Origin of the sequence: Rossellomorea yichunensis, assembly GCF_032337515.1 — a bacterium.
Taxonomy (GTDB): domain Bacteria; phylum Bacillota; class Bacilli; order Bacillales; family Bacillaceae_B; genus Rossellomorea; species Rossellomorea yichunensis.
Genome location: NZ_JAVYAD010000001.1, coordinates 302281 through 326481, shown reverse-complemented (window position 1 = coordinate 326481; position 24201 = coordinate 302281). Strand labels below are relative to the sequence as shown.

At 39.8% G+C, this 24201-nt stretch carries 26 protein-coding genes, 1 tRNA gene and 1 riboswitch; of the genes, 14 read left to right on the top strand and 13 right to left on the bottom strand.

The window, feature by feature from the left end; all coding sequences use genetic code 11:
• The first annotated feature begins 401 nt into the window (after nucleotides 1-401).
• Nucleotides 402-1796, top strand: a complete 1395-nt coding sequence (locus RSX31_RS01675) for an oligopeptide:H+ symporter (RefSeq protein ID WP_397548072.1) — start codon at nucleotides 402-404, stop codon at nucleotides 1794-1796.
• A gap of 45 nt (nucleotides 1797-1841) precedes the next feature.
• On the opposite strand, the gene RSX31_RS01670 is transcribed toward RSX31_RS01675, so the two are convergent.
• The gene (locus RSX31_RS01670) at nucleotides 1842-2654 is read right to left on the bottom strand and encodes a YihY/virulence factor BrkB family protein (RefSeq protein WP_148968511.1); all 813 of its coding nucleotides are present in this window, start codon (nucleotides 2652-2654) and stop codon (nucleotides 1842-1844) included.
• A gap of 104 nt (nucleotides 2655-2758) precedes the next feature.
• Entirely contained in the window at nucleotides 2759-3313 is a 555-nt protein-coding gene (locus RSX31_RS01665) for a GNAT family N-acetyltransferase (protein WP_315632975.1), read from the bottom strand.
• Between the two features lie 237 nt (nucleotides 3314-3550).
• Between RSX31_RS01665 and kynA the strand changes: the two genes are divergently transcribed.
• The 3 genes from kynA to RSX31_RS01650 all read left to right on the top strand — a co-directional run bounded on the left by kynA (nucleotide 3551) and on the right by RSX31_RS01650 (nucleotide 5388).
• Entirely contained in the window at nucleotides 3551-4390 is an 840-nt protein-coding gene (kynA, locus tag RSX31_RS01660; RefSeq protein ID WP_315632974.1) for a tryptophan 2,3-dioxygenase, read from the top strand.
• A 247-nt stretch (nucleotides 4391-4637) separates the two neighbouring features.
• Nucleotides 4638-4838, top strand: coding sequence for a cold-shock protein (locus RSX31_RS01655; RefSeq protein WP_034763568.1), 201 nt, complete (start codon nucleotides 4638-4640; stop codon nucleotides 4836-4838).
• A gap of 106 nt (nucleotides 4839-4944) precedes the next feature.
• Entirely contained in the window at nucleotides 4945-5388 is a 444-nt protein-coding gene (locus RSX31_RS01650) for an SACOL1771 family peroxiredoxin (protein WP_148968508.1), read from the top strand.
• 44 nt (nucleotides 5389-5432) lie between these two features.
• Here the strand turns inward: RSX31_RS01650 and RSX31_RS01645 are convergent, their stop codons facing one another.
• Entirely contained in the window at nucleotides 5433-5762 is a 330-nt protein-coding gene (locus tag RSX31_RS01645; protein ID WP_148968507.1) for a DUF3243 domain-containing protein, read from the bottom strand.
• 172 nt (nucleotides 5763-5934) lie between these two features.
• Here RSX31_RS01645 and RSX31_RS01640 point away from each other — a divergent pair, with 172 nt between their 5' ends.
• The gene (locus tag RSX31_RS01640; protein WP_315632969.1) at nucleotides 5935-7401 is read left to right on the top strand and encodes an aldehyde dehydrogenase family protein; all 1467 of its coding nucleotides are present in this window, start codon (nucleotides 5935-5937) and stop codon (nucleotides 7399-7401) included.
• A 181-nt stretch (nucleotides 7402-7582) separates the two neighbouring features.
• Here RSX31_RS01640 and RSX31_RS01635 read toward each other — a convergent pair whose 3' ends face one another.
• Both RSX31_RS01635 and RSX31_RS01630 read right to left on the bottom strand, forming a co-directional pair.
• On the bottom strand, nucleotides 7583-8620 hold the full coding sequence (locus tag RSX31_RS01635) for a ribonucleotide-diphosphate reductase subunit beta (protein WP_148993427.1): 1038 nt from the start codon (nucleotides 8618-8620) through the stop codon (nucleotides 7583-7585).
• Between the two features lie 19 nt (nucleotides 8621-8639).
• A complete protein-coding gene (locus RSX31_RS01630; protein ID WP_397548071.1) occupies nucleotides 8640-10853 on the bottom strand; it encodes a ribonucleoside-diphosphate reductase subunit alpha in 2214 nt (737 codons plus the stop codon).
• A 181-nt stretch (nucleotides 10854-11034) separates the two neighbouring features.
• Nucleotides 11035-11215, bottom strand: a riboswitch (cobalamin riboswitch).
• Between the two features lie 657 nt (nucleotides 11216-11872).
• Here RSX31_RS01630 and RSX31_RS01625 point away from each other — a divergent pair.
• Both RSX31_RS01625 and RSX31_RS01620 read left to right on the top strand, forming a co-directional pair.
• Nucleotides 11873-12649 (top strand): SurA N-terminal domain-containing protein, encoded by a 777-nt coding sequence (locus RSX31_RS01625; RefSeq protein ID WP_315632966.1) that lies wholly within the window; start codon nucleotides 11873-11875, stop codon nucleotides 12647-12649.
• 122 nt (nucleotides 12650-12771) lie between these two features.
• A complete protein-coding gene (locus RSX31_RS01620) occupies nucleotides 12772-12948 on the top strand; it encodes a hypothetical protein (protein WP_187443482.1) in 177 nt (58 codons plus the stop codon).
• Nucleotides 12949-12996: 48 nt separating this feature from the next.
• Here the strand turns inward: RSX31_RS01620 and gndA are convergent, their stop codons facing one another.
• Nucleotides 12997-14409 carry an NADP-dependent phosphogluconate dehydrogenase gene (gene gndA / locus RSX31_RS01615; protein WP_148968502.1) on the bottom strand — a complete coding sequence of 471 codons (1413 nt, stop codon included), beginning with the start codon at nucleotides 14407-14409 and terminating at the stop codon, nucleotides 12997-12999.
• 164 nt (nucleotides 14410-14573) lie between these two features.
• Between gndA and RSX31_RS01610 the strand changes: the two genes are divergently transcribed.
• A complete protein-coding gene (locus tag RSX31_RS01610) occupies nucleotides 14574-15431 on the top strand; it encodes a MurR/RpiR family transcriptional regulator (protein WP_315632963.1) in 858 nt (285 codons plus the stop codon).
• A gap of 44 nt (nucleotides 15432-15475) precedes the next feature.
• Here the strand turns inward: RSX31_RS01610 and RSX31_RS01605 are convergent, their stop codons facing one another.
• Nucleotides 15476-15766: a nucleotide pyrophosphohydrolase gene (locus RSX31_RS01605; protein ID WP_148993423.1), complete on the bottom strand. Its 291-nt coding sequence runs from the start codon at nucleotides 15764-15766 to the stop codon at nucleotides 15476-15478.
• Nucleotides 15767-15975: 209 nt separating this feature from the next.
• On the opposite strand from RSX31_RS01605, the gene RSX31_RS01600 reads away from it, so the two are divergent.
• On the top strand, nucleotides 15976-16101 hold the full coding sequence (locus RSX31_RS01600; protein ID WP_258549658.1) for a hypothetical protein: 126 nt from the start codon (nucleotides 15976-15978) through the stop codon (nucleotides 16099-16101).
• 159 nt (nucleotides 16102-16260) lie between these two features.
• Here RSX31_RS01600 and RSX31_RS01595 read toward each other — a convergent pair whose 3' ends face one another.
• Nucleotides 16261-16461 (bottom strand): cold-shock protein, encoded by a 201-nt coding sequence (locus RSX31_RS01595; RefSeq protein WP_034763533.1) that lies wholly within the window; start codon nucleotides 16459-16461, stop codon nucleotides 16261-16263.
• A 341-nt stretch (nucleotides 16462-16802) separates the two neighbouring features.
• Between RSX31_RS01595 and RSX31_RS01590 the strand changes: the two genes are divergently transcribed.
• Nucleotides 16803-16976, top strand: a complete 174-nt coding sequence (locus tag RSX31_RS01590) for a hypothetical protein (protein WP_187443334.1) — start codon at nucleotides 16803-16805, stop codon at nucleotides 16974-16976.
• 190 nt (nucleotides 16977-17166) lie between these two features.
• On the opposite strand, the gene RSX31_RS01585 is transcribed toward RSX31_RS01590, so the two are convergent.
• Nucleotides 17167-17238: transfer RNA gene (locus RSX31_RS01585), tRNA-Val, on the bottom strand.
• Nucleotides 17239-17386: 148 nt separating this feature from the next.
• Between RSX31_RS01585 and RSX31_RS01580 the strand changes: the two genes are divergently transcribed.
• Nucleotides 17387-17611: a WYL domain-containing protein gene (locus RSX31_RS01580; RefSeq protein ID WP_315632957.1), complete on the top strand. Its 225-nt coding sequence runs from the start codon at nucleotides 17387-17389 to the stop codon at nucleotides 17609-17611.
• A 57-nt stretch (nucleotides 17612-17668) separates the two neighbouring features.
• Here the strand turns inward: RSX31_RS01580 and RSX31_RS01575 are convergent, their stop codons facing one another.
• The 4 genes from RSX31_RS01575 to RSX31_RS01560 all read right to left on the bottom strand — a co-directional run bounded on the left by RSX31_RS01575 (nucleotide 17669) and on the right by RSX31_RS01560 (nucleotide 22142).
• Nucleotides 17669-19654: a TRAP transporter permease gene (locus RSX31_RS01575; protein WP_148993421.1), complete on the bottom strand. Its 1986-nt coding sequence runs from the start codon at nucleotides 19652-19654 to the stop codon at nucleotides 17669-17671.
• The gene (locus tag RSX31_RS01570) at nucleotides 19641-20159 is read right to left on the bottom strand and encodes a DUF1850 domain-containing protein (RefSeq protein WP_315632955.1); all 519 of its coding nucleotides are present in this window, start codon (nucleotides 20157-20159) and stop codon (nucleotides 19641-19643) included. The genes RSX31_RS01575 and RSX31_RS01570 overlap by 14 nt, the downstream gene beginning before the upstream one ends.
• Nucleotides 20160-20279: 120 nt before the next feature.
• Nucleotides 20280-21272 (bottom strand): TAXI family TRAP transporter solute-binding subunit, encoded by a 993-nt coding sequence (locus RSX31_RS01565; protein WP_148968497.1) that lies wholly within the window; start codon nucleotides 21270-21272, stop codon nucleotides 20280-20282.
• 315 nt (nucleotides 21273-21587) lie between these two features.
• The gene (locus tag RSX31_RS01560) at nucleotides 21588-22142 is read right to left on the bottom strand and encodes a phosphatidylglycerophosphatase A family protein (protein ID WP_315632954.1); all 555 of its coding nucleotides are present in this window, start codon (nucleotides 22140-22142) and stop codon (nucleotides 21588-21590) included.
• Nucleotides 22143-22293: 151 nt separating this feature from the next.
• On the opposite strand from RSX31_RS01560, the gene RSX31_RS01555 reads away from it, so the two are divergent.
• The 3 genes from RSX31_RS01555 to RSX31_RS01545 all read left to right on the top strand — a co-directional run bounded on the left by RSX31_RS01555 (nucleotide 22294) and on the right by RSX31_RS01545 (nucleotide 24134).
• The gene (locus tag RSX31_RS01555; RefSeq protein WP_315632952.1) at nucleotides 22294-23019 is read left to right on the top strand and encodes an alpha/beta hydrolase; all 726 of its coding nucleotides are present in this window, start codon (nucleotides 22294-22296) and stop codon (nucleotides 23017-23019) included.
• A gap of 170 nt (nucleotides 23020-23189) precedes the next feature.
• Nucleotides 23190-23708: a YjcG family protein gene (locus RSX31_RS01550; RefSeq protein ID WP_148968494.1), complete on the top strand. Its 519-nt coding sequence runs from the start codon at nucleotides 23190-23192 to the stop codon at nucleotides 23706-23708.
• Nucleotides 23709-23711: 3 nt separating this feature from the next.
• Nucleotides 23712-24134 carry a GNAT family N-acetyltransferase gene (locus RSX31_RS01545; RefSeq protein WP_148968493.1) on the top strand — a complete coding sequence of 141 codons (423 nt, stop codon included), beginning with the start codon at nucleotides 23712-23714 and terminating at the stop codon, nucleotides 24132-24134.
• The last annotated feature ends 67 nt before the right edge of the window (nucleotides 24135-24201 follow it).

The following is a 24201-nucleotide window of genomic DNA, read 5'->3' as shown; positions in this document are numbered from 1 at the left end:
ATACCGTCAATTGGAAGCTTACTACAAATGTTGTTTACCGAATATTCCACCTAATACGCTTAGATTTTTTAATCGCTTCTCTTTCAAACTTCTTTCTTTTCTCTTTTTGAAACGGATGAATATACCCACAGTTCTCACAGCAGTAAAAGCCAATATTTCCCCTAACCTTTTGTCCATGAGGCAAAATCGTAAGTCCATCACCATATTCTTCTCTCAAGAATATTTCACTTTCCGTCAAATCCGGGTGACCACAATATAAACAACCATTACCCCCCATATTTTCCACCGCCCCTTTTTGTACATGCCTATGAAGGGAGCGGGAATACTATGAATGGATTCGTAGGAAGTTTACTGTAGCCCCTAGTCATTAATAAAAAAAACATCAAAGAAACAGGAGTGATATAGTGAACTCTTCAACACTGGACAATTTACCTCAAGGTAAGAAACATCCGAAAGGGTTATATCTCTTATTCTTCACAGAATTATGGGAGCGGTACAGTTACTATGGCATGAGGGCTCTTCTAGTCCTCTATCTAACAACTGCATTTGTAAGCGGGGGATTGGGTGTGGACCCTGCCAAGGCATTATCCATTTATGGAATATATACAGGAAGTGTATATTTCACACCAATATTCGGAGGGTGGATGACAGACCGCTATATCGGATTGAGAAGAGCGATTACCATCGGGGGCATCACAATGGCATGCGGGGATTTTTTAATCTTCCTTACTCACTCCCAAACTGGGCTATATGCAGGATTGACCCTCCTGGTGATCGGAAATGGATTCTTCAAACCGAATATCTCAACCCTGGTTGGTGAGCTCTATCCACGACATGATAAACGAAAGGATGCAGCCTTTACGATCTTTTATATGGGAATTAATCTGGGAGCATTATTCGCACCGCTTATTGCAGGGTTCCTCGCAGAGGATTTATTTCTGAAAACACTTGCGGATGGAACGATGCACTATGGATTTAAATGGGCTTTCCTTGCATCCTCCATCGGAATGGTTACTGGACAAATCATCTTTAGCACATTAAATAATAAGTATCTCGGAAACGTTGGATTAAAGCCCAATAAAGCATTGGCAGAAGAAGCGAACGAGAACCAGAATGTTCCTCTGACGAAGAAAGAAAAGCAGCGTACGAGAGCCATTCTAATCCTAGCCTGCTTTGTCGTTTTCTTCTGGGCTGGCTTTGAACAGGCAGGAAGCTCGTTCACTCTGTACACGAAAAACTTCATCGATCGAGAAGTGTTCGGCTACACAATACCTGTCGCCTGGTTCCAATCTGTTAACCCCTTGTTCATTGTAATTCTGGCACCTATTCTATCAAGTGTCTGGTTAAAGCTTTCAAGATCAAATAGAGGGGACCTGAACATGACGACAAAAATGGGAATCGGAATGATTCTCCTCGGACTCGGATTTATGATCCTCATTCCCGCAGTCATGCAAACGGGTTCGGATGAACAGAATATCACCATAAAGGCAAACTTACTGTTTATCGTCTTTACTTACCTTCTCCACACTCTGGGAGAACTCTTCTTATCGCCTGTCGGTTTGTCTCTGGTCAGTAAAGTAGCACCTGTTAAAATCGCATCCTTGCTGATGGGTGTTTGGATGGCTGCCATAGGGGTGGCAAGTCTTCTTGCCGGACAGTTAGCCTCCCTGACAGCCACACTGGGATATTTAGAAATCTTCGCTGTCATCGGTGCCACCGCCATTATCCTTGGCTTCGTCTTACTTGCCATTTCGAAAAAGCTTGTATTAATGATGAGGGAAGAAAACCAAACGTAATAGAAATAGGAAAACCGCTGCTGGGCACTAAGCCAAGCGGTTTTCCTATTTCACCTTCTTCTCAGCTGCACTCCCGTTCAATAATCCACCAATCAATAATATCGTGGAGGAAATGTAAAACCATACAACTAACGTAATGACGCTGCCCAGCTGACCATAAAACTGAGAATAGTCATTCAATTTAACATAGGTACCATATAACCAGGAAACCCCTTGCCAGCCAAAGGTCGCGAATAGTGCACCGGGAATGACATGTAGGAAAGAAATTCGTTTACTTGGAACAACCATATACAGAAACAGGAAGAGTATGAACATAAAAATCGAACTTAAACCCCATTTTCCAATAACCCATGCTTGACTCCATTCTCCGTTAATCTTCCCTTCAGCGAACCTTGCATGACGGATATATTCCTCAACCACTGGTACAATAAGAGAAAATGAAATAAGGAACATAAAACCGACTGTCAATAATAGATCATACAATAACGCAACCAGAAAGGGTTTCTTCCTCTCGATTTTATACGCTTTATTCAATGATCTCACCATTGACTGTACAGCCATGGAAGAAAGCCAGAAGGTAAAGAAGATGGAAATGGACAACACATCCCCCCGTTGGTCATACAAAATACGATCTATATTATTTTGAATGATGGCGTACGACTTATCAGGTGCAAAAGGCTTAATCAGAAGCAACACATTGGTTTCCGAAATGGGCAGATAACTAATCAACGAAAAAACAAAAATTAAAAACGGAAAGATCGATAACAATAAATAATACGCCAACTGTGCAGAATGATCGAAGAATCGTTCCTTAAAAAACCGAACTGTCACATTCTTTGAATGATGTAAGATATTCATGGTTTTAAACTCCTAAATAGGAAAAGATATTCTTATTTTCCCCTTTCATGCACAATTCAATCATTTTTGAACAGCTTTGCATTATCATATTCCCTTTCTTACCCTCATTCTACACTCCTTTTTCTCCACTCATCCTTTAATAAACCAAAAAGCAGGGAGTCTCTCCACCCATTTTTCATTTTCAAAGCATGACGGATTCTTCCTTCTAACGTCATACCGATTTTTGTTAACACTTTCTGAGAGGGAATATTTTGAGGGTCACATGTCGCTGAGATTTTATGCAAATTCAACTCTGAAAACCCCCTCTCCACTAATGCATTTCCTATGAGAGTTCCTATTCCCTTCCCCCAGTAATCAGGATGTAAAACATATCCAATTTCTCCAGACTGGTGAACGAAGCTTTTGATTATAATTTCTCCTGCACCAATCACACGACCGGTTTCCTCATCGACCAAGGCTTGAACATACCTTGTTTGTGGAATCACCTTTTCAGCTTTCAGCACATCTTCCACATATGCTAATGTTTCCACTTCCGAATTCGGGCCCCATGCCTGATACCGAGAAACAATTTCTTGGGACGCATAAGTATGAACGTCCTTCCAATCTTCTTTCTTTAACCTGCGTAAAAATAAATGAGAAGAAAGATTAATCTTTTCCATGTCATTCACCCCACATGCACTATAAATTGTTCTAATATTAACATAATTTCCCGCGTCAGCAATAAATTCATTCTGAAAGACTGCCATTATTGGACAAATAGACAAGATAATTCAAAAACAACATGCAATATTCACGAAACTAATAAAGGATTTCTCCCTCCCATTCAAGAATCAATAATAGAAAGAAAATTTCTTGCATCACTGTATGAAGCAGACGAAAGGAAAGGGAGAATTGAAATGGGAAATAACAAGGAAAAAATGGGGAATGAAGATGTATACACCGACTTTATTAATAAAATGACCTATGGTGAATATCTTGGCCTGGATACACTACTCCATAGTCAGAAACGTTTATCCGGTCATCATGATGAAATGTTATTCATTATCATTCATCAAGTAAGCGAGTTATGGATGAAATTGATTCTGCATGAAATCAAATCCAGTATCACTTCCATCCAAAAAGGTGAGCTTTCTCCTGCATTTAAAATGTTGGCACGTGTTTCAAAGATTCAATCACAAATCATTCATGCCTGGGATGTACTCTCCACACTTACACCATCAGAATACGTTCAATTCAGGGACAGCCTGGGACAAGCCTCAGGATTTCAATCCTACCAATATAGAATGATCGAATTTGCCCTTGGCTACAAAACGAAACATGTATTGGAGATTTACAAGAAGGATCCAGAGTTATTAGTCCAGCTTGAAGAGGCACACGAAGCCCCTTCCCTATATGATGTTTCTATCCTTGCCCTAGCAAATGCAGGGTTACCCATTCATGAAGATGTACTTAATCGGGATTATAAGAAGCCTTACACGGAAGATCAGTCTGTTTTGGATGCATGGACAGAAGTCTATAAGCATCCCGATCAGTATTGGGATTTATACGAATTAGCGGAAAAATTGATCGATATTGAGGATTGGCTTCAGCAATGGCGCTTCAGACATATGAAAACCGTGGAACGGATCATCGGTCATAAAATGGGGACGGGAGGATCAAGCGGCGTTGGCTATTTAAAAAAGGTTCTGGATCATCGGTTCTTTCCTGAATTGTGGAATGTCCGTACGAACCTGTAAACCCTTTGCATTATGTATTTTTTTGTGAGGCTCATATAGTAAAAGTGAAATTCACACATTTTTCTGCCTATTTTTAATTCCTTCATTTATAAGGGTTGCCTTTTAAATGGTTACCTGATATTATGTAAGAGAATTATTTTTGTTCGGAATGGAAGGATAGACAAAGTTTTTAAAGCTTTTCGCCTTGAAGTTACATGAGCAAGAATAGTAATACAATTGTGTGGAGAACACACGAGGAGGTAACATTATGTTAGAAGGTACAGTTAAATGGTTTAACGCAGAAAAAGGTTTCGGATTCATCGAGCGCGAAGGTGGAGACGACGTGTTCGTACACTTCTCAGCTATTCAAGGCGAAGGATTCAAAACTTTAGAAGAAGGTCAAAAAGTTTCTTTCGAAATCGTTCAAGGAAACCGTGGCGACCAAGCTGCTAACGTTACTAAAGCATAATCCATGCTAATTCGAAAGACTCTACTCTGTAGGGTCTTTTTTCTTTGCCATCACATTAAAAAGTGGATACAATAACCTTACCATGCTTGTTAGGAGGTTTATTTGAATGGCTAGACACTCTTTTCATATATCTACTGATTGGCCGGGGTTGCGAAATGATACAGGTACTTTAAGCTCGGAAAATTTTCATACGAAAATATCCATTCCAACTGAAATGGATGGGCCTGGAATAGGAACAAACCCTGATGAAATGCTTCTTGGAGCAGCAGCTACGTGTTACATCATCACCCTGGCAGCGATGCTTGAACGAAGTCATATTGAGAAAACGGATTTATCGATGACATCTGAAGGGATTGTGGAGGTTGAAAAAGGGATCATTACATATAAAGAAATCATTCACCGCCCTGTGCTGACATTGGGTCCCTCCACTACTGAAAAAGACATAACCCTTACGAAGAAATTGTTGGTGAAAGCAGAGCAGTCTTGCATGATCACCCGTGCCATCAAAGGGAATGTGACGGTAAAGGTAGACCCGGAAATACATATGTAAAAAAGGCATAAGCAAAGGGCATCCACTAAAGATGCCCGATTTTTTTAGGATTCAGCGTGAACAAGCTTCACTAACATATGGGCAAGCATATGCTGCTCTTCCTTGTTGCCCGCTTTCCATAATTCATGTAATAACTTTTCTTCCCTATTCTTCGGTTCCTCATGAGCCGCAAGATAATCCCCAACCTTCTGGGCTGCCTTTGCCTGCTGCTCTTCATTCATCCCTAACTTATCAGCCAAGGAAACTTTATTACCTAAGTATTGTTTGAAATGATCAAAGTTAGATAATATATCCTCTTTTTTGTCCTGGGACATATTATCTAACGTTTTGTCCACCTTGGACTCCATTTTTTCTTCTGTAGAATGATTTGCCATGTAAAACCTCTCCTCTCATTCAATCTAGTATGTATATTCCCACCACTGGGAGAGTTAAACATATAATTTCATATTATTGGTAATGGGATCTCAAACTCTCTGCTTCTTGTTTAAGTACTTTCTACAGAGTGTAAACAATAGAGTGAACACTGAATAATGAGGAGGACTAATCATGAATACACAATTTGATAAATTATTTATTAATGGAGAATGGGTAAAAGGAAGCAGTGAGAATATGATTCCTAATAAAAACCCATTCAATAATATAGAACTTGGTTCCATTAAAGCTGCCAGTAAAGAGGATCTCGACTCTGCTTATAAATCAGCACAACAAGCTCAAGAAAGCTGGGCGAAGGAACTTCCTCAAGTAAAAAGAGAAGTGATGGAAAAAGCCGTTCGAGTTGTTGAAAACAATCAGGAATTGATCATTGATTGGCTCATTAAAGAGTCTGGCAGCACTTACATGAAAGCGGCAGGCGAAGTGAAGGTCTCCATTAATAGTATGAAGGAAGCGGCAACCTACCCTTACAGGATGGAAGGGAGAATCCTTCCTTCTCAAGTGCCCGGCAAAGAAAACCGTGTCTATAGAGAACCGCTTGGAGTTGTGGGAGTAATCAGTCCCTGGAACTTCCCCTTCCATTTAGCTGTACGATCAATTGCAACGGCTATAGCTACCGGAAACGGTGTCGTTGTTAAACCAGCTACACACACTCCCGTGACAGGAGGTCTATTATTTGCAAGTATCTTTGAAGAAGCCGGACTGCCGAAGGGATTGTTAAATGTAGTCGTCGGAAAGGGATCAGAAATTGGTGATGATATCGTTGCTCACCCGATTCCCAGGTTGATTTCCTTTACCGGTTCGACTGAAGTGGGACGTGGAATAGGGGCACTCGCAGGAAAGAACCTGAAGAAGACTGCTCTTGAGTTAGGCGGAAACAACGTCTTTATCGTACTTGATGATGCAGATCTAGATCAGGCAGTTGAAGCAGCCCTTTTCGGAAAATTTTATCATCAAGGACAAATTTGCATGTCCATTAATCGAATCATGGTTCATAAAGGGATGTACGATAAATTTGTGGAAGCTTTTGTATCTCGTGTAAAAGAACTAAATACAGGAGACCCTTCAGATAAAACGACCCATATCGGACCCTTAATTGATGAAAATCAAGTAGATCGCATTCTGAAGGATATTGAAGACAGCAAGGAACAAGGCGCGGAAGTTGTATTAGGAGGCAAAGCTGATAAAAATTTATTGCACCCTACCGTAATGACTCATGTCACCAACTCAATGCCAATTGCAAAAAATGAAATCTTCGGACCTGTAGCAGCCATCATCCCGTTTGAAGATGACGATGAGGCGATCCGCTTGGCCAATGAACATCCATACGGCCTAAGTGGAGCTGTACACTCTTCCTCCATAGAGAGAGCGACTAATTTGGCCCACCAAGTAAAGACCGGGATGATTCATATTAATGATGAACCTGTGAATGATGAGCCGCATATGCCATTCGGAGGTGAAAAGGATTCTGGCCTTGGCCGCTTCAATGGCGAATGGGCTCTTGAAGAATTCACAACGGTTAAATGGGTCGCCGTTCAACATAAGAGAAGAGATTATGGTCCTTTTATTGAGAAGAAATAAGTCAAAAAGCGAGTCATGATGACTCGCTTTTCTTATGGGTTGATTTTAATGCAGTTGTATAAATTCTGAAAATAAAAACCGCTTTTAAAGAAAAATGCAGCAGCGTAAAATATTACGACGAACTTGCTTATTACGACTAAAGAGATCTGATCTCTGACCAAAAGGACCACAGCCCTCATTTTTACAGCTCATCAAACCCATTAGCATCCGATGTCTTCGTATATTGCCTTGATTTCTGTTCAAAGAAATCGGTCTTTCCTCTATCCACTTCCTGATAGGCGATGATCCATTTTAATGGGTTGGTCCTAAATCCTTCGAATGGTTCTTCAAACCCCAGCTGTTTGGCTCTTTTATTCGCCATGAATTTAATATAATCTTCAAGGTCGCTCATTAACAACCCTTCAACTTGAGATCCGATGATGTCCCTTCCCCACTCTATTTCAAGGATAGCTGCCTGTTTGAAAGCAGCTTGTCCAAAGTCACGGAGCTCATCCGTTTGATAAGCCGGATTCTCATTAAGGACTTCTTTATATATTTTTTCAAACAAGCCGACATGCAGCTGTTCATCCCGATTGATATAATTAATCATCGTCGATGTCGCCACCATCTTTTGATTTCTGGCCAGATTGTAGAAGAAGGCAAAACCGGAGTAAAAGAACAACCCTTCCAGAATGACATCATAGATGATTGACTTTAAAAGATTCTCAATGGTGGGGGATTCTACAAATCCTTTATATCCATTCGTTATAAATTCGTTCCGTTTCTTCAAGATAGGATCGTTCTTCCAGAAATCAAACACTTCATCCTGCTTCTTTTTTGACACGATACTGGATAATACGTAACTGTACGAGTGGTTATGGACGACCTCCTGCTGTGCCAAAATGATCATCAATGCATTGAGGCTGGAATCCGTCAGGTAGTCAGCCACTTTACCGGCGTAATCTGTCTGCACACTATCAAGGAGAGCCAGTAAGCCGATAATTTTCAAAAAGGACTCCTGCTCACTTGATGAAAGAGTAGGAAACTGCTTGATATCCTTTGCCATATTGATCTCAAAAGGCGTCCAGAAATTCCCCAGCATTCTCTTATACTTTGGATATGCCCAAGAGAACCTGACATCATCCCAGTTTAATATATTCGAACTTTGTCCATTTACAATTCCAGTAGATTTATTTGGTGCCTCAGAATCTATTAAGATTCGCTGCTTTAATCCATTCATGTTATCATCTTCCTCCCAGTCAGCTATGGCAGCTTTCACATTCATCGAAATTTGAAACTGATGTCGATCTCACATAGTAAGTCGTTTTCAATCCTGACTTCCATGCATCTAAATGAAGAGACAGCAACTCTATCGCCTTGATATCATTCCGCACATACAAGTTAAAAGATATTCCTTGATCTATATGTCGCTGTCTTTTCTCATTCTGTTTAATACTCCAGTGTTGATCTACGTTATAAGCCGTTTTGTAATACCAGGTCGTCTTTGGTGATAAATCAGGTGCTGTAACAGGAATCTTATAGTCTTTCTTTTCTTCCGAGTACTCTAATCTGAATAAAGGATCAATACTTGCTGTAGAACCGGCTATGATCGAAGTGGATGAATTGGGCGCAACGGCCATTAAATATCCGTTTCTGATTCCTCCTGAAGAGACATCATCCCTGAGTGAATCCCATCTCGGTCCGGAATATCCTTTCTTTGAAAAATACTCTCCAGTCGACCAGTCTGAGCCGCTGTAATATGGATAGGAGCCCTTTTCTTCCGCTAATTCATGACTGGCTTTGATCGTGTAATAAGCAACATCCTCGTACAGTGAATCACAATAATCAACTGCTTCATCGCTCTCCCATTTCAAACCTTTCAATGCAAGGAGATGATGCCATCCAAAGGTTCCTAATCCAACCCCTCTATAGCGCATGTTTGTCAGTTGGGCTTGCAGGACTGGAAGTTTATTAATATCAATGACATTATCAAGCAATCTCACTCCTATGGACACGACCCTTTCAAGCTCATCATCCATGATCGTTTTGGCTAAAGAAACAGATGCCAGATTACAGACGACATAATCCCCGGGAGATTTATAGGTAATGATTTTCCCGTCCTTTATGACCTCTTCTTCCATGACCGTCGCACTCATATTCTGGGAGATTTCCGTACATAAATTACTACAGTAAATCATTCCCTTATGCCCATTGGCATTTAGCCGATTGACAGTATCGCGGTAAAACATGTAGGGCGTTCCCGTTTCGAGCTGGGAAATCATGATCCTCTTGAAAATTTCAATCGCCGGAACCTCTTCCCTGGAAAGGCCGGGACATTCTACACACTCCCAATACTTATCTCTGAACGAACCTTCTCCTTCACGCTCATCAAAGAAATCTTCCAGGGAATATCCCATGACCATCCTCACTTCATGAGGATCAAATAGATACCAATCCCCTCTCTTTTCCACTTGTTCCATGAATAAATCCGGTAAGCTGACTCCAGTGAAAAGATCATGAGTTCGCTGCCTTTCATCACCATTATTTAAGCGTGTATCAAGAAAAGGAAAAATATCCTTATGCCATACATCCAAATAAACAGCTATCGCTCCTTGACGTTGACCTAATTGATCAACGGATACTGCTGTGTTATTTAATTGCTTCATCCATGGAATAACACCTGAACTTACTCCCTTGAAGCCTTTGATATTACTTCCCCTGCTCCGGACCTTCCCCAGATAAATACCGAGACCGCCACCGTTTTTACTTAGTGTGGAAACATCTGTATTACTGTCATAAATACTTCTTAAATCATCGGCTACCGTATCAATAAAGCAGCTGGATAACTGACCATGGCTTTTGCCGGCGTTAGCAAACGTAGGAGTTGCTACCGTCATATACAAATTAGACAGGGCCCAATAAGCTTCTTCAATAAGCGACAGTCGCTTATCACGGGGTTCGTTCATAAAGAGTGTCATGGCGATGATCAGAAATCGTTCCTGAGGTAATTCAAGGATTTCACCATCATGGGATTTAGTTAAATACCGCTCTGATAATGTGACGATCCCTATGTACGTAAACAGATGGTCTTTAGATGAATCCATGATCCTCCCCAAATAGTCAATTTCATCTTTGCTATATGATTCCAATAGTGCTGGCTTATATAGTTTCCTTTCCGTCAATTCTTGTATTAATTCATAAAGGGAACTGTACAACAGGCTTTCTTCCACTCCCCTTGAATAAGCGATCGTACGATAGAGTTTCATTAAATATAATTCTGCTGCCACATACGTCCAATCAGGTTCATGGGCAGAGATACGTTCAACTGCAGTGAGGATCATGAAATGATAAAGCTTTTCTTTGCTCAATTCAGATTGACCCTCTGTATACTTAAAAGTCTTTTCATCGAATTCTTTAAAATGAAGTTGTGGAAAGCGACTGTGGAGATTTGTAAGAACCGCTTTTGCTTCCATTGTGATCCATTGATCTTTTGATACGATTGACATCATCATTCCTCCCAAATTTATACAGTGTGGGAAGGATTCAAAAAAAGCCCATCCTATTAATCGGATGGGCTTTATGTACGAAAGATATATGAATAGACTAAAGGGCCTATTCCAATCCTCGCTTTATCCTCCCAATTCCCGAAGAAGATAACACGTGATAAACAAGGCAGGTCTCCTGACTCGTGCTTCGCCCTACTCTAAGGCCTTCCCATCGTATATGACAGTGGCAGTTCCTTATTTCGTCAGCACTTACAGTTGCGGGGACAGCTCCGGAGTCACACCGGATTCCCTTTTAAGTCCATTCAGACACCCTATTCACAGGTTATAATCAATATATAGTTTAAATAATTTAACAGAACACAAAATGTTGTGTTCTGTATCATCATAAACGATTAAAAACGAATTTACAAGTGAAACTATTCACTTTGTTTAGAAGGTGAAATCTTCTAATAGTATCACTCTATTCCCCTCTTAAAGTCAAGAGATGTAACATGTTGAACGAAAGGAAGGAAAACCCTTCCTTTGAAATATGCTTATAATTATTATTTTTCATGAAAAGACAAGAAGAATATTGAATACTGCCTTCAAAAGGACACTAGTCAGCCGACACCTCCCTAAATGTTAGTTGAAGAAAATGGAGCCACTCTCTATAATTCAAATAGAAGGTTGTTTGACAGTATTCTTTGGTCCCCAATATTTTTTATAGGCTGTTTAAATGGAGGAAAAGATCTCGATTTAAACAGCCTCTTTTTTTAGAAACCAGTTGAAAGTCTTTTTACATTATCATTTCTGTACGGCAGTTGATAGTCGAATGTAACCGTATACATAATAGTGAAAAAGGGACCATATTGGTAATTCACTGTATTTCAACCTCATTACAATCTATACTTTTTGGTTTAAATACTTTCTTTTTACGGGCTTTTCCTTTAAAATGCGCATTAAGTGATTTTTTTGAAATCACACCTTACTTCTGAAAGGAGTCTATTATGAAAAAAATATTTACGACTTTACTATTAGCTTTATTAACGATTGGACTAGCCGCTTGCGGTTCGAACGAGGAGAGCCAAAAACAAGCTGACGATAAAGCGAAAACAGAAGAAAAAAGCGATGGACAGGCTCAGGAAGAGCAAGCGAAGCAAATGGAAGAAATGCAGAAGAAAATGGATGAGCAAAAGATTGAAAAAGACAAGATCGTTGCCATTGTAAACGACGAAAAAATTAAAGGTGAAGATTTCAATAACGTATTGACTCAATCACAAATGCAATATCAACAAATGGGTCAAGACCCAACAAGTAAAGATGCAGCAAAGAAAATCAAGGAACAAACAATTGATAGCCTGGTTGGACAAACACTTCTTATGCAGCAAGCTGATGAAAAAGGATATAAGGCATCAGAAGATGAAATCAATAAACAACTGGAAGAAGTTAAAAAGCAGTACGGCGATGACAAGAAGTTTGAAGACGCAATGAAAAAAGCCGGATTCACGATGGATGAGTTAAGAACTCAAATCGCTGAAAACATCAAATACACAAACTACGTTGAGAAAGAAATCAAAGTAGAACAAGTCTCTGAAGATGAAATGAAGAAATTTTACGATCAGTACGCAAGTCAGCAAGGTCAGGGCGAATCAAAAGAAGCACCAAAATTTGAAGAAGTTAAACCTCAAATCAAGACTCAGTTAGAACAACAGAAAAAACAAGAAAAACTTGTGCAACATGTAGAAGATTTAAAGAAAAATGCTAAAGTTGATATTAAAATCTAAAGCTCCATCAAAGAAAGCCACCTGCAGATAGGTGGCTTTCTTATGTTCTATTCCCCAGATGTTTTTCTCTGCTCACAAAGGGTATGGTATAACAACGAATTATTAAGGGAGGATGATGGAAAATGACGAAGAGGACCAATGACAACCCTGAACAAATCAATAAAGATCATGACGGCATTCTCGATCAGCATGAAAGTGAACAAAATGTGGATCCAATTCCCCTCGATGACTTAAAAAAAGAGCAGCGGGACGAGAAAAATAAGCATCATACGAAAGATGACTCATCAAGCAAAGAATAATAAGGTAATCGAAAGCCCTGTGGGATTCCCACAGGGCTTTCGTTCTTCTTATTTAGATAACCAATCTGTATGGAATGTTCCTTCTTTATCCACACGCTGATACGTATGAGCACCAAAGTAATCACGTTGGGCTTGAAGGAGGTTGGCAGGAAGTGACTCTGAGCGATAGCTGTCATAATACGCTAAAGCACTCGCAAGACCTGGTACAGGGATACCTAACTTAATGGCTGTAGCCACCACTTCTCTCGCTTCCTCCTGATAGTTTTCAACGATTTCCTTGAAATATGGATCCAGTAGTAAATTCGTCAATCCCGGTTCACGATCATAGGCTTTCTTGATTTCTTCCAGGAAGCCTGCACGGATGATGCACCCACCTCTGAAGATCATGGAAATTTCGCCGGGCTTCAGGTTCCAGTTATATTCATCGGAAGCAGATTGGAGCTGGGCGAAACCCTGTGCATATGAGCAAATTTTGCTTAAATATAACGCCTTGCGAATCATTTCGATAAACTCTTCTTTGTTACCGGAGAACTCCTTATTTCTTGGTCCTCTTAAGATTTTACTTGCCTTCACTCTTTCTTCCTTCATGGCAGAGATGAAACGGGCAAATACAGATTCAGTTATGATCGATAATGGTACACCTAACTCCAGTGCAGAAATACTCGTCCATTTCCCTGTTCCTTTCTGCCCTGCTGTATCCAGGATTACGTCAACAAGGGGTTTTCCTGTTTCTTCATCCACCTTTGTGAAAATATCCGCCGTGATTTCAATCAGGTAGCTGTCTAGCTCCCCGGCGTTCCATTCTTTAAATATCTCATGTAGCTCTGTTGCGCTTAAACCCAATACATTTTTCATAAGATAATACGCTTCACAGATAAGCTGCATATCACTGTACTCAATTCCATTATGGACCATTTTCACATAATGGCCAGATCCGTCCGGACCGATATATGTACTGCATGCATCGCCTTTTACCTTTGCCGCAATTGCTGTCAGGAAAGGCTCGACTAAATCGTATGCTTCCTTCTGACCGCTCGGCATGATAGCAGGACCGTATAAAGCGCCTTCTTCTCCACCTGAGACACCTGCACCGATGAAGTTGATTCCTTTTTCACCAAGTTCCTTATTACGGCGAACCGTATCTTCAAAGTATGTGTTTCCTCCATCAATTAGAATATCTCCCTGATCTAAATGAGGAAGCAATGATTCAATCGCTTTATCGGTAATATTACCGGCTGGAACCATTATCAATATTTTTCGTGGTGTTTCTAATGACTGGACAAACTCTTTTACATCGTGAGTACCGACCATTTTTTTATCTGGATGCTCTTCAAGTACTTCTCTTACCTTCTCATCAGACACATCATAAATGGAAACGGAATAGCCTCTGCTTTCGAAATTCAAAGCCAGACTCTTCCCCATCACTCCGACACCAGCTACTCCTATTTGTTGTTTATTCATATATTTATCATTCCTTTCACTTCGGGTAATAATATTTTCACCGTATATATTATAATACGAAATAATTTTCCGTGGTGGAATTTTATGAAATAATATTTTTTTATTTCATGAAGTAGGTTAAAATTATTTTCATGAAGATTTCGCTTAGAGGAGGTTTCCCCTGCATGAAAGAGGATAAAGTACAGCATTGTTTACCTCGTATCCGTTCCTATTACTCTCAATTCAGTGAAAAAGAAAAGATGATTGCAGATTTTATTATTGCTAATCCAGAAAAAATTATCCACTCCACTATCAGTGGTGTAGCAGAAGAACTGAACGTTGCAGATGCTACAGTCTTCCGTTTCTGTAAACGCCTGGGCTTTAAAGGCTACCAGGCAATGAAGATTTCCCTTGCATCCGACCTGGTGACACCTATAAAAGATATTCATGAAACAATCAATGAAGAGGACTCTGAAGGTGTTATTGCCCAAAAAGTGTTCAGGTCCAATATCAGGACATTAGAGGATTCTTTAAGCATGCTGAACGAGGAAATGTTTACGAAAGCTATTCGAGGGATGATAAGTGCCAGAAGAATAGAATTTTATGGTACGGGTGGATCGGGGTTTGTTGCCATGGATGCGCATCATAAGTTCCTCAGAACAGGCATGACCACTACTGCGTACAACGATTCCCATATGCAGCTGATCTCCGCTTCACAATTGACCGATGCTGATGTAATCGTCTTTATCTCTCATTCAGGATCGAACAAAGATTTATTGGAAGTATTGGACGTAGCGAAGAAAAATCGGGTAACGACCATCGCCATTACTCACTTTGCCAAATCACCTTTAAGCATCGGGGTCGACATTCCTCTATTTACAGTTTCTCAAGAAACCGAATATCGATCTGAAGCACTTGCTTCAAGAATCAGTCAGCTTAGTATTGTCGATGCCCTCTACGTTAACACCATGATGAAGAGAAAAGATCTATCCAAATCTTCCCTGCAAAAAATGCGTGACGCGATTTCCATTAAGAAAATATAATTGTAAAAAGGGACGGACCTTTTCAGGAGATCCGTCCCCAATCATTATTTCGGATACTTCAGTGCATTCTTTTCCAACTTCTCATATACTTCCTTTTCTAAGTCGATATCCATTTTATCAGCCAGCTGGACTAAATAAATCAGGACATCAGCCATTTCTTCTTTAATATTTTGACGTGTCGCTTCCACTGCTTCCCGGCTTGTTTTCCATTGGAAATTTTCCAGGAGTTCATTTGCCTCTAATGAAATGGAAATGGCAAGATCCTTTTCATTATGATTGGCATCCCAATTTCGTTCATCCCTGAACTCAATGACTTTTTCATACATTTGTTTCATCTACTCTCTCCCATTTCCCTTTGATCATTTACCGCTTCTTTACTATATCATGGGTGGAAAAAGGAATGTACGGTGATATTATGATTCCAGTCTTTCAAGGCGGAAATATCTCACCAAGTGTGTGTCTTTCCCTTTCTTACCAAGGATAAAGATGATTCACAGGTTAAGAATAAGAATGTACTGACTACTTACAAATGGGAGGAACAACGTTGACTAATAAAAATGATAATCGTGAACGAAAAAACAAATACCCAAACAATAAAAAAAGCGATACTGAATTCTCGAAAGAACTCAATATCCGCAGTGAAGTGACGAAGAAGGATTTAGGAAAATAAATTTTAGAGAATGTGAAGGCTGCTTTTTATAGCGGCCGATTTAATTGAGACATAATGGAAAGACAACCATTAATTTTTCAATATATCACCGGTTACTTAAATATCTCCATAAAAAAACAGACTCACGAATGAGTCTGTTTTTGGAGTTGTAAAGTTAGATTATGCTTTACGTACGTTAGCTGCTTGTGGTCCACGAGCACCTTGTTCAACGTCGAAAGATACTTCTTGACCTTCGTCAAGAGATTTGAAACCTTCACCTTGGATCGCTGAGAAGTGTACGAATACGTCGTCTCCACCTTCTACTTCGATGAATCCGAAACCTTTTTCTGCGTTAAACCATTTTACTTTACCATTTTCCATGTTTGTTGCCTCCTAAAGTGCTTTACACACAATGTATTACTATTCTTGCGATATCAGGTGAAAAATCAAATCTTGTTCTTCCCTCGTATACCGGACAAAAATAATTCTTCTATAGAATAACAGTAATGAAACAAATAAGCAAGTTCTTCAACGAGAAGTTTTGAAAGTCAGACCTCTGACATAACCTTCCCCCATCAAATGGTCTTTGGATATGACTAACCATTACTACGTTCATGCACGTTAAAGCGCTACCATTATATTTATCAAGATTTATCATTAATGGGACTCTAAAATGAAGGGTAAACTATGGTATAATGAGAGAATATGAAAGGGAGTGCCCAATGAAATCCACAAAAAATCGGTTTAGTAATGGCGCAATGGTTACGATAAAGGAAACTGGCGAAACAGTGACAATATTGAAATGGCAATACGTAAAAAATATGAAACGATACTCATACATCGTAAAGGAACATCCTGGCACGTTTTATTTTGAGGAAGAATTAGAAGTCAACTAAAAGAAGTGATCATATCTTAATATGATTTTGGCAAGGACTCTTACATGATCTCCAACAGAGTCCTTTTTACTTTGAAGGACAAGTCGGCGCAGGCCGTGTAACTTTGAGAATCCGTTATAAAGATTGATTTACATATTAAAGAAGAAGAAAGCCTGCATCTTTTAAATAAGATGCAGGCTTTCTTTATGTATGACCTGTGAGGGATTCGAACCCACGACCCCTTCCCTGTCAAGGAAGTGCTCTCCCACTGAGCTAACAAGTCGCGATGGAAGGTATATATTAAATTATAGTCATGATAAGAAAAATGTCAATCATTTTTTGTTCTATTCATTTATATTCTGGGAATTCATGTATAAAGGAACATTCGTTCGCATATACTGTGAGTACACTTCCTGGAGAGGAGCCCACAAATGAATACGGTATTACAGCGCTCATTCATGGACCAACGCCCCATTGAAATTATCTATATGACTCCTGAATCCATTTGTACGAAAAGAAAAATCATCGTTAAAAAAATTGATGGGGATTTTATTCTGGCCTATTGCTTACTACGAAAAGATTTCCGCAAATTCAGACTACATGATATTTTGGCCGCTTATCCTCTTCTTCCTTATAAGAAACGAACCATATCCTAATTGGAAACTAAAATACGTGAGGCTGACCTGGTAAAGGGTCAGCCTCACGTATTTTTTTTATGCTGTTGCTTTCTTTGGTGTTTTGTCTTCTCTTTTAATGAAGAATTGTAACGCAAGCATAACAGCAAATAATACTAAACCAATGATGTCTGTGCTTCCCTCCGGATAGATCAGCATTAAACCGGCTGCTACACAAAGGAAACGTTCAATCACATACACTCTTCTGTACCAATACCCAATCATTCCTGCCCCTATGGCCATCATTCCGGTTATTGCCGTAAAGACAACCCATAATAATCTCGGAATGGTTGTATCAATCATCAGCAACTCAGGTGACAGGACGAACATATACGGAATAATAAAGGCTGCAATCGCTAATTTAGCAGAATTGACCCCGGTCCGTATTGGCTCTCCCCCTGACACCCCGGCGGCGGCAAATGCTGCAAGGGCCACCGGCGGCGTGATATCTGCAATGATACCAAAATAAAAGACAAATAAGTGAGCCGCTAACTCAGGTGCACCTAACAAGATGATCGCCGGTGCAGCGATTGTGGACGTGATTACGTAGTTGGCCGTTGTCGGTGATCCCATACCTAGTACAATCGATGCAATCATCGTAAATACCAGAGTCAGGATTAGTTTACCTTCTGATGAATTTGTTAGATCAGCAGCAAGATCAACTAACCCATTCGCAAGTGTCAGCCCTAACCCCGTTTTTGTCACTACGCCGACAATCATCCCTGCAGCCGCAGTTGCTACCGCTACAGAAAGCGCAGTACGTGCACCGTCTACGAGTGCGTCAACTGCATCTTTAAAGCCAATCCTTGTCTCTTTTCGAATCGCGCTAATCACGACCGTAGCAACAATTGACCAAAGTGCTGCACGCATAACACTCATACCGCTCACTAATAAAATAATGACTGTAAGAATCGGCATTAATAAGTAGATTTTCTTTAAAACTTCTTTACGATTAGGCATCTCTTCGTCCGAAAGACCGCGAAGACCGATTCGCTTCGCTTCAAAATGAGTCATAATCCAAATTCCTGTAAAATACAAAAGAGCAGGAATGGTGGCAGCCTTTGCGATATCCCAGTATGAGATGCCTCCAATGAATTCAACCATTAAGAATGCTGCAGCTCCCATGATTGGCGGCATTAACTGACCACCCGTTGAGGCCGCTGCCTCTACTCCACCTGCAAACTCTTTACGATAGCCAAGCTTTTTCATCATTGGAATGGTAAAGGAACCAGATGTTACAACGTTTGCAACGGAGCTCCCGCTGATTGTTCCTTGCAGGGCACTCGAGAAGATTGCAACCTTAGCAGGACCACCAGTGCGTTTACCGGCAATGGCAACAGCTAAATCATTAAAATATTGCCCTACGCCTGTTTTAACGAGGAAGGCCCCGAATAATAAGAATAGGAAGATGAAGGTTGCTGAAACATATAGTGGCGTGCCAAGGATCCCTTCACTGGTAAAGAACATCGTCTTCACGATATCGTCCCAATCATATCCCCTGTGCGCAAGGAATCCAGGCATCAATCGACCATAATACATATAGAGAATGAAAGCAGATGCGATAATCGTGATGGGGAAACCGACTGCACGACGGGTTGCCTCCAATACTAAGATCATCGCAGCAAAACCAACATAAAAATCAAGTGATGTCATAATGCCGACCCTGCTGACAATGTCATCTTGCATAATCGGCCAGTATGCACCAATTCCTACAGATATGACAGAGAGAACGACGTCATACCATGCCACTTTATCTTTTCGCAGATTCTTTTTCCTGGCAGGAAAAAGAAGAAAGACAAGTGACAAAGCAAACCCTAAATGAATCGATAATAATAATTGTCTAGGGATGAATTGAAAGATCGATGCGACTAATTGAAATAATGAAAATGCTAATAGACCATAGAAGATCACCCATTTAAACATTCCATGGTGCAGCTTTCTCGTTGATGATTCAGGATCATATTTTTCTAATAATTCTTGTTGTTGTTCAGAGGTTAATGATTCAAATTCTTTATCTTTTCCCAACAACGGTCACTCCTTTCCACTGATCATATAGTGTTTGTTTCTTTAAATGCATTCGAACGACAGACCCTTTATCGAAATAACCAGCTAAAGGATAGACTTTATCACCCAATATGAGTCGATGATTGGCAACCACTTGTCCGATTCGAATATCAATGTATGGAAACACTTTATTCATATTTGAAATTAAGTACTTTCCTTCTTCTGTCCTCTCGAAGGTTTCATTACCTTCTGCATTTGCAGGCATACCAATTGCAGTATCCTCATAAAGCAATTTTGTCTGTTGAATTTGGTTTGTAGATTGGCGGTAAAACTCTTCTACTTCTGAGAGATGAATAGAATGAGTGTAACGAACCGAAAATGTATGATTTTCAGGAAGTCTGAAAAGGACAGGATCACCTTCAGTACTCCTCGGCTCGATTACCAGGTATGTTTGAAAGGGAATAAAGATGATGAATAACAGAACAAGAATAATGAGAATTGTTCCTATGAATGAAATTTTCTTCATAACAAAGTCCCCACCATTCCATTTATTGCTGCTGTACATAACATTTTTTTTGCCTATACCAAAACAAAAGAATAGACCGTTTTACGCGGCCTATCCCTTCGTCCATCTGCTGGTGTGGATCTATTCCATTGAAACGCCTTTTTCATCAAAGTATTTCTTCGCACCAGGATGTAATTCAATTCCCATACCTTTTAGTCCATCTTCAGCCTTGATTAACTCACCTTTAGCATGAGTGATTGCATCTGTATTTTCAAAGATGGCTTTTGTAACATCATAGATTACATCTTCGGAAATATCAGCATTTGTTACTAGCATTGCACGAACCGCAACGGTTGTAACTGCCTCATCGACTTTACTATACGTCCCTGAAGGAATTTCATCCTCAGAGTAGTATGGATATTTCTCGATCAGTTCACTGATTTTACCGGATTCAACCGGAACGATTGTGATATCTTCCGTTGCTGCCAATCCTTCAACCGCTCCGGTTGGAGTACCTGAAGTAATGAAAGCCGCATCGATTGTTCCATCCTGGATACCAGTAGTTGAATCGTCAAATGATAGATTACGTGCTTCTAAATCTTCTAGCGCAATTCCGTGAACCTCCAGGATTTGCTTCGCGTTCAGTAAAGTTCCAGAGCCGGCTTCACCGACAGAAACAACTTTCCCTTTCAGATCTTCAACGGACTTGATACCAGAATCCTTTGTTGTAACGATTTGAATCGTTTCAGGATATAGTGTGGCAATTCCTCTTGCGTTTTCTACTTTATTATCGCTGAACATTTCAGTTCCTTCAGATGCATAAGATGCGATATCGGTTTGTGTAAAAGCGATTTCAGTTTTACCATCTTTAATGGCCGCCATATTTTCAGCCGATGCCCCTGAAGTAGAAGCAGAGGATTTGATTCCTGTTTCGTCTTCAATGATCTTAGCGAATGTTCCGCCTAACGGGTAATATGTACCCCCTGTTCCACCTGTAGCAATCCCAATGAAGTCAACCTCTTTGTTACCTTCACCCTCAGATGATCCTCCACCTGATCCGCCGCCACATGCAGCAAGAATGACAGATAGAACTAGAAGTAGTGCAGTGCTTAGATAAAAACTGCGTTTTTTCATATTCTAATTCCCCCTATTAAATTTCTACTTTACCGAAATAATTGTAACACAGTCTGTAACAATCTTGTCAAATCAAATACATAAAATTTTAACAATTTTTATAAAAAAACCATTCTAGATCCATTACACACTGATTTAAATCTGTTGTACGGCTTGTTCTTGTCATGTCAATTATTTTACAAATGTATACAAAATGTATAAAGCGGTTACATTACCCCAATCATTTTTTCTTCCCCGACGCATGTTTGTCCACAGTAAAAAGACTGAAGAGGAATTATTCATCTTCAGTCCACCTGTTATATATCAGATAATGAGCTATCCAATCAATTCCTCATCCTCAAATTTCATCTTATCTTCCTCTAAAATATTTTCTTCACGGTCCCGTAGGCTATGTGCAATTCTCGAAGAAGCATTTGCCGCAATACTTGCGACGATATCATCTAAAAAGGTGTGAACACCCTTCCCGTTCTTCGTATCCAGGTCACGGATGATACCGATTTTATTTTTATCCAAATGACCAAAAGTGGTAACAGCGATGCTTCCATATCCTAATGCTGCACCTAAAGCAATGGTCTCATCTACTCCAAACAACCCTTCATCTGTTTCTACAATCGATTGAAGTGGTTCGGAAAGCTTCTTCTCTTCAGCAAGTTGATCCAGTTCTACCCCTACAAGAATCGCATGCTGAATCTCTCTTTTTAACAACACTTTCTTCACACTTTCGATACAATCTTCCATATTTAACTCATGATTATATGGATACTGCATTTCATAGACGATTTCAGCAATATCTTCTATAGATACGCATCTATCTTTCAGCCTCTGTAATGCAGCTTTCGTTACATCCCTTGAATGTACAGATTTATTCATTGAGATACCCCTTTCTGGACTGTCCAAAAACTTACATGAATTATATCATTCTTTTGAATTTTCGTATTGCAATCCGCTTTAGGGAATTATCGAGAAGAATATGATACAATCTTTCTGTAAACGTTCACACTGATTATAGGAGGCTATCGTCATGACAACCGCAAGAGGAACTGTAACCGAATTAAACCTCTTTAGTAAAGAACTGAAAAAAGAGATTAAGATGCTTGTATACCTGCCAGCTACTTTTTCTCCCCTCTATAAATATTCTCTACTGATCACCCAGGATGGTAAGGACTACTTCCAGCTAGGAAGAATACCTCGACTGGCTGATGAACTTCTCGAAAATAGGGAAATAGAAAACATGATTATCGTGGGAGTTCCATATAAAGATGTTGAGGACCGGAGAAGAAAATACCATCCACATGGTGAAGAAAATGATGCTTACATTCGCTTTTTAGCACACGAGTTGGTCCCATATCTGGACGAGCATTACCCAACTTATCATATGGGAATGGGACGTGCCCTGGTTGGTGATTCATTAGGAGCCACAGTCTCATTGATGACTGCATTAAAATACCCAAATACATTTGGCAAGGTTCTTCTGCAGTCACCTTTCGTGAACGAGAAAGTGTTGGAAGCCGTAGAAAACTTCTCACAACCTCATTTGTTAAGCATTTACCATATCATCGGTAAACAGGAAACAGAGGTAAAAACGACGGACGGCAAAGTAAAAGACTTCTTAAAGCCAAACCGTAAGCTTCACGAGACATTCGATCAAAAAAGATTCTCTTCCTTTTACGATGAGTTCGACGGAGATCATACATGGAAACATTGGCAACCCGATTTGAGACGTGCTTTGAAGATGATGTTTAACTAAACCCCGAATAGGCAAGGGACCGCCCTTGCCTCTCCTTAAATGAATGCAGGGAGCTATCGAATCACTTTGATAAATGGAGATCCTATCCGTTCGCCCTATATTAAATTTTTGAAAAATTTGCTATACTATACATAATACAAAGATAGTTAAATAGAGGAGGATTGAAGAAAATGAATTATGGTATAGTCATTTTCCCATCGAAAAAGCTGCAAGATATCGCAAACTCTTATAGGAAACGTTATGATCCTCATTATGCATTGGTTCCACCACATTTGACTTTAAAGAATGTATTTAGTGCAGATGATGATCAAATCAAGGATATCGCTAATAAATTAAATGTTATTTCAAAGAAATACGATCCCTTCAATTTAAAAGTGTACAAAGTAAGTTCTTTTCAGCCTGTGAACAATGTAATCTATTTCAAGGTGAACTCCACTCCTGAACTGCAAGGGTTACACGATGACATGCATAGTCAAAACTTCATGGGTGACGAGCCGGAATTCGCTTTCGTTCCTCACATAACTGTCGCACAAAAGCTTTCAAATGATGAACACTCCGATATTTTCGGATCATTGCGTATGCTTGGAATCGATCATGAAGAAACCATCGACCGATTTCACTTGTTGTATCAATTAGAAAACGGCTCTTGGACAGTTTACGAAACCTTCCGTTTAGGAAAGGAAGAGTAAGAGTTGAAAGTCGAAGTTGCAAAAACAGAAGATCAGATCCAAGAGGTATTCAACATAAGAAAGACAGTGTTTGTGGAAGAACAAAAGGTTCCACTTCAAGAAGAAATCGATGAATTCGAAAATGATTCCACTCATTTTGTCCTTTACGACCAAAAACATGCTGTAGGTGCAGGCCGTTTCCGTATTCTTGATGGACTTGGGAAAGTTGAAAGAATATGCGTTTTAGAATCCGTCAGGGGAAAAGGAGCTGGGCGTGAAATCATGCTTGCCATTGAAAAATATGCGAAGCAAGAGAACTTATCCCAATTAAAGTTAAATGCACAGACATATGCAATCCCTTTTTATGAAGGCTTAGGCTACAAAGTTACATCTGATGAATTTCTGGACGCAGGAATCCCTCATAAAACAATGAAGAAGGATATTTAAAAGGAACAAGTAATTAAGCAGAACTGCTTAATTACTTGTTCCTTTTTTGTTTCCTGCAAATCATATT

Excerpts from the sequence above, each read along its gene's own strand:
- RSX31_RS01670 (WP_148968511.1), bottom strand. The coding sequence starts at position 2,654 with ATGAATATCTTACATCATTCAAAGAATGTGACAGTTCGGTTTTTTAAG.
- RSX31_RS01665 (WP_315632975.1), bottom strand. The coding sequence starts at position 3,313 with ATGGAAAAGATTAATCTTTCTTCTCATTTATTTTTACGCAGGTTAAAG.
- kynA (WP_315632974.1), top strand. The coding sequence starts at position 3,551 with ATGGGAAATAACAAGGAAAAAATGGGGAATGAAGATGTATACACCGAC.
- RSX31_RS01655 (WP_034763568.1), top strand. The coding sequence starts at position 4,638 with ATGTTAGAAGGTACAGTTAAATGGTTTAACGCAGAAAAAGGTTTCGGA.
- RSX31_RS01650 (WP_148968508.1), top strand. The coding sequence starts at position 4,945 with ATGGCTAGACACTCTTTTCATATATCTACTGATTGGCCGGGGTTGCGA.
- RSX31_RS01645 (WP_148968507.1), bottom strand. The coding sequence starts at position 5,762 with ATGGCAAATCATTCTACAGAAGAAAAAATGGAGTCCAAGGTGGACAAA.
- RSX31_RS01640 (WP_315632969.1), top strand. The coding sequence starts at position 5,935 with ATGAATACACAATTTGATAAATTATTTATTAATGGAGAATGGGTAAAA.
- RSX31_RS01635 (WP_148993427.1), bottom strand. The coding sequence starts at position 8,620 with ATGAATGGATTAAAGCAGCGAATCTTAATAGATTCTGAGGCACCAAAT.
- RSX31_RS01630 (WP_397548071.1), bottom strand. The coding sequence starts at position 10,853 with ATGGAAGCAAAAGCGGTTCTTACAAATCTCCACAGTCGCTTTCCACAA.
- RSX31_RS01625 (WP_315632966.1), top strand. The coding sequence starts at position 11,873 with ATGAAAAAAATATTTACGACTTTACTATTAGCTTTATTAACGATTGGA.
- RSX31_RS01620 (WP_187443482.1), top strand. The coding sequence starts at position 12,772 with ATGACGAAGAGGACCAATGACAACCCTGAACAAATCAATAAAGATCAT.
- gndA (WP_148968502.1), bottom strand. The coding sequence starts at position 14,409 with ATGAATAAACAACAAATAGGAGTAGCTGGTGTCGGAGTGATGGGGAAG.
- RSX31_RS01610 (WP_315632963.1), top strand. The coding sequence starts at position 14,574 with ATGAAAGAGGATAAAGTACAGCATTGTTTACCTCGTATCCGTTCCTAT.
- RSX31_RS01605 (WP_148993423.1), bottom strand. The coding sequence starts at position 15,766 with ATGAAACAAATGTATGAAAAAGTCATTGAGTTCAGGGATGAACGAAAT.
- RSX31_RS01595 (WP_034763533.1), bottom strand. The coding sequence starts at position 16,461 with ATGGAAAATGGTAAAGTAAAATGGTTTAACGCAGAAAAAGGTTTCGGA.
- RSX31_RS01590 (WP_187443334.1), top strand. The coding sequence starts at position 16,803 with ATGAAATCCACAAAAAATCGGTTTAGTAATGGCGCAATGGTTACGATA.
- RSX31_RS01580 (WP_315632957.1), top strand. The coding sequence starts at position 17,387 with ATGAATACGGTATTACAGCGCTCATTCATGGACCAACGCCCCATTGAA.
- RSX31_RS01570 (WP_315632955.1), bottom strand. The coding sequence starts at position 20,159 with ATGAAGAAAATTTCATTCATAGGAACAATTCTCATTATTCTTGTTCTG.
- RSX31_RS01565 (WP_148968497.1), bottom strand. The coding sequence starts at position 21,272 with ATGAAAAAACGCAGTTTTTATCTAAGCACTGCACTACTTCTAGTTCTA.
- RSX31_RS01560 (WP_315632954.1), bottom strand. The coding sequence starts at position 22,142 with ATGAATAAATCTGTACATTCAAGGGATGTAACGAAAGCTGCATTACAG.
- RSX31_RS01555 (WP_315632952.1), top strand. The coding sequence starts at position 22,294 with ATGACAACCGCAAGAGGAACTGTAACCGAATTAAACCTCTTTAGTAAA.
- RSX31_RS01550 (WP_148968494.1), top strand. The coding sequence starts at position 23,190 with ATGAATTATGGTATAGTCATTTTCCCATCGAAAAAGCTGCAAGATATC.